Here is a 3,740-nt window from a genome sequence, read left to right as displayed (position 1 = left end):
GCTTCAGCGTCATCGGGATTCCTTGGAGGACCGAGGGCCGGCCAACGGCCGGCGCTACCGGAGAGGTCGGTTGCGATCGAGCGCAACCGGCTGCTTACTTGGGGGGCGGCGGGGCGAGCACGCTGCGGTCGCCGTTGTGTTCGGGCGGGCTGACCACACCGGCCATTTCCATGGCCTCGATCAGGCGCGCGGCGCGGTTGTAACCGATCTTCAGGCGGCGCTGCACACCGGAAATGGACGCCCGGCGGGTTTCGGTCACGATGCGCAGGGCCTCGTCGTAGAGCGGGTCGGATTCATCACCCGCACCGGCGCTGGCTTCGGGCAGGCCGCCGGGGCCGACCACCACGCCATCGCCCATGACCTGCACTTCGTCCAGCACACCGCTGATGTAGTCGGCGGGGCCACTGGCCTTGAGATGCTCCACCACGCGGTGCACTTCTTCGTCGGAAACGAACGCGCCGTGCACACGATCCGGCAGCGCGGTACCCGGCGGCAGGTACAGCATGTCGCCGTGGCCGAGCAGGGTTTCCGCGCCCGACTGGTCGAGGATGGTGCGTGAGTCGATCTTCGAGCTGACCTGGAAGCCGATACGGGTCGGAATATTGGCCTTGATCAGGCCGGTAATCACGTCCACCGACGGACGCTGGGTGGCCAGGATCAGGTGGATGCCGGCGGCGCGCGCCTTCTGTGCGAGGCGGGCGATCAGTTCTTCGACCTTCTTGCCGACGATCATCATCATGTCGGCGAATTCGTCGATGAAGATGACAATGAACGGCAAGGCTTCGAGCGGGCGCGGGGCTTCGCCCAGCTCCGGATTGGGCTTGAACAACGGGTCCATCAACGGCTGACCCGCGTCTTCGGCGTCCTTCACCTTCTTGTTGAAGCCGGCCAGGTTACGCACGCCGACGGCGCTCATCAGCTTGTAGCGGCGCTCCATTTCCGCCACGCACCAGCGCAGACCGTTGGCGGCCTCCTTCATGTCGGTGACGACCGGGGCCAGCAGATGCGGAATGCCCTGGTAGACGCTGAGCTCCAGCATCTTCGGGTCGATCATCAGCATCCGCAGGTCTTTCGGCGAGGCTTTGTACAGCAGGCTCAGCACCATCGCGTTGACCGCCACCGACTTGCCCGAGCCGGTGGTACCGGCGACCAGCAGGTGCGGCATGCGCGCCAGGTCGGCCACGGTCGGGCGCCCGGCAATGTCCTTGCCCAGGGCCAGGGTCAGCACGCTGGCCGACTTGTCGTACTCCTTCGAGCGCAGCAGTTCGGACAGGTAGATCATTTCGCGGGTGACGTTGGGGATCTCCAGACCCACCACCGACTTGCCCGGGATCACATCGACCACACGCACCGACTTCACCGACAGGCCGCGGGCGATGTCCTTGTCCAGCGAGCTGATCTGGCTGACCTTCACGCCGGGAGCCGGCTCGATCTCGAAACGGGTGATCACCGGACCCGGGTAGGCCCCGACCACCTGCGCCTCGATCCGGAAGTCCTTCAGCTTGAACTCGATCTGGCGCGACAGGGTTTCCAGGGTTTCCTCGTCATAGCCCTTGGGCTGCGGCTTGGGATCGTCCAGCAGCGCCAGCGGCGGCAGGTCCGAACCGTCGCCATTGACGCCGCGGAACATCGGAATCTGGGTTTCGCGCTTGGCGCGGTCGCTCTTCTCCAGCACCGGCTCGGGGCGCGGCTCGATCTTGACCGGCTCACGCTTGGCGCGGACTTCGGCGTCGACCTTGCGCACTTCCTGGCGTTCCACGCGCATGGCGCGGGTCTGCTGCCACTCGCTGGCCTGTTCCTTTTTGCGGTCCAGCAGCGGCGGAATGGCCAGGATCGCCCGGCCGATTTTTTCCATCACGGCAAACCACGACAGGCCGGTGGCCAGGGTGATCGAGGCCAGCAGCAGCACCAGTACGAACAGGTTCGCGCCCAAGGCACCAAAGCCGGCGCTCAGCGAGTTGCCGACCAGCCGGCCCAGAATGCCGCCCGCATGGCCGACGTCACCGGTGAACAGGCGCACGTGCAGGAAGCCGGTACCGGCGATCAGGAAGCCCACCAGCCCGACCAGCCGCAGCGCCGGGTCCAGGTCATGCTCGGAGGTGTTCTCGCGCTTGAGCCCGAACATCGCAAACCAGGCCAGCGCGCCCAGCACGATCGGGAGCACGAAGGCCATGTAGCCAAACAGCTGCAGCAGTACGTCGGCGACCCAGGCCCCGACCCGACCGCCCATGTTGTGGATGGGCGCGACCACGCTGCCGGTGTGCGACCAGCCCGGGTCGGACGCCGAGTAGGTGAACAGACTGGCGACCAGATACAGCAGCGCTGGGGCGATGGCGATCAGCCCCAGGTCGCGCCACAGGCGCTGGCGGCGCGGATTCTCCGCTGCCGGCGCAGGCGCAGGCGCAGCCCAGCGCGAAGACGCCTTGCTGTCAGTTGACTTGGATCGCTCCGGGACCTGTTTCGCCACCTTAGACCAGACCTTGGGAATGCACTGTTAGTGCTTGATAATAAACGACTGCGGCTCAATTTTCAGGTTGCCGCGTTCTACCGGTCGCCTTGAATCGCCCCGCCTGTGCCGCCACTCTATGGCGTGAACATGGGCACCGGCAATCGCTGTCGGCACCCCGCCCCACCCTTCTCTACGCGAGTCTACATGAGCAATTCCAAGCCTTCCCGTCATCAGAAGCTGGTCATCCTGGGTTCCGGCCCGGCCGGCTGGACCGCCGCCGTGTACGCCGCCCGTGCCAACCTGAAGCCGGTGGTCATCACCGGCCTGCAGCAGGGCGGCCAGCTGATGACGACCACCGAAGTGGACAACTGGCCGGGCGACGCCCACGGCCTGATGGGCCCGGACCTGATGACCCGCATGCAGGCACACGCCGAGCGCTTCGAGACCGAGGTCATCTTCGACCACATCCATACCGCCGACCTGTCCCAGCGCCCGTTCCGCCTGATCGGCGACAGCGCCGAGTACACCTGTGACGCCCTGATCGTCGCCACCGGCGCGACCGCCAAGTATCTGGGCATCCCCACTGAGGAAACCTTCAAGGGCCGCGGCGTGTCCGCCTGCGCCACCTGCGACGGCTTCTTCTACCGTGACCAGGACGTGGTCGTGGTCGGCGGCGGCAACACCGCCGTGGAAGAGGCGCTGTACCTGTCCAACATCGCCCGCAAGGTCTACCTGGTGCACCGCCGTGACACCTTGAAGGCGGAAAAGATCATGCAGGACAAGCTGTTCGCCAAGGTCGCCGCCGGCAAGATCGAGACCGTGTGGCACCACACCGTGGACGAAGTGCTCGGCGACGAGGCCGGGGTGACCGGCGTCCGGGTCAAGTCGACCCAGGACGGCAGCACCCGCGACATCTCCGCGCACGGCTTCTTCGTGGCCATCGGCCACCACCCCAACACCGCCCTGTTCGACGGCCAGCTGGCAATGAACAACGGCTATCTGGAGATCCGCTCGGGCCTGGGCGGCAACGCCACCCAGACCTCGGTGGAAGGTGTGTTCGCCGCAGGCGACGTGGCTGACCAGCACTACCGCCAGGCGATCACCTCGGCCGGCTTCGGCTGCATGGCCGCACTGGACGCCGAGCGTTACCTCGACGCCAAGGGCGCCCTGGCCTGATACCGACCTCCGGCGCGCGGTAACGCGCGCCGGGGGCTGCTGCGCCCGGGCTGAAAGCCGCCTAGCTCGGACCCCCCCCATTCGTAAGCCTTGCCCCCCCCAGGTTGGCTGCAGG

2 protein-coding genes are annotated in these 3,740 nt (G+C 66.6%); one reads left to right on the top strand and one right to left on the bottom strand.

Annotation, left to right across the window (positions count from 1 at the left end; genetic code table 11):
- Window positions 1-94: 94 nt before the first annotated feature.
- Window positions 95-2,467 carry a DNA translocase FtsK gene (locus QMX83_RS20710; RefSeq protein ID WP_282298508.1) on the bottom strand — a complete coding sequence of 791 codons (2,373 nt, stop codon included), beginning with the start codon at window positions 2,465-2,467 and terminating at the stop codon, window positions 95-97.
- A gap of 186 nt (window positions 2,468-2,653) precedes the next feature.
- Here QMX83_RS20710 and trxB point away from each other — a divergent pair, with 186 nt between their 5' ends.
- Window positions 2,654-3,625 (top strand): thioredoxin-disulfide reductase, encoded by a 972-nt coding sequence (trxB, locus tag QMX83_RS20705; RefSeq protein WP_282298507.1) that lies wholly within the window; start codon window positions 2,654-2,656, stop codon window positions 3,623-3,625.
- Window positions 3,626-3,740: the final 115 nt, after the last annotated feature.

The sequence above is a fragment of the Stenotrophomonas sp. PS02289 genome (assembly GCF_029960115.1).
Lineage (GTDB): Bacteria > Pseudomonadota > Gammaproteobacteria > Xanthomonadales > Xanthomonadaceae > Stenotrophomonas.
The sequence above is the reverse complement of the archived record's forward strand: the minus strand, read 5'-3'. Positions and strand labels throughout refer to the sequence as shown.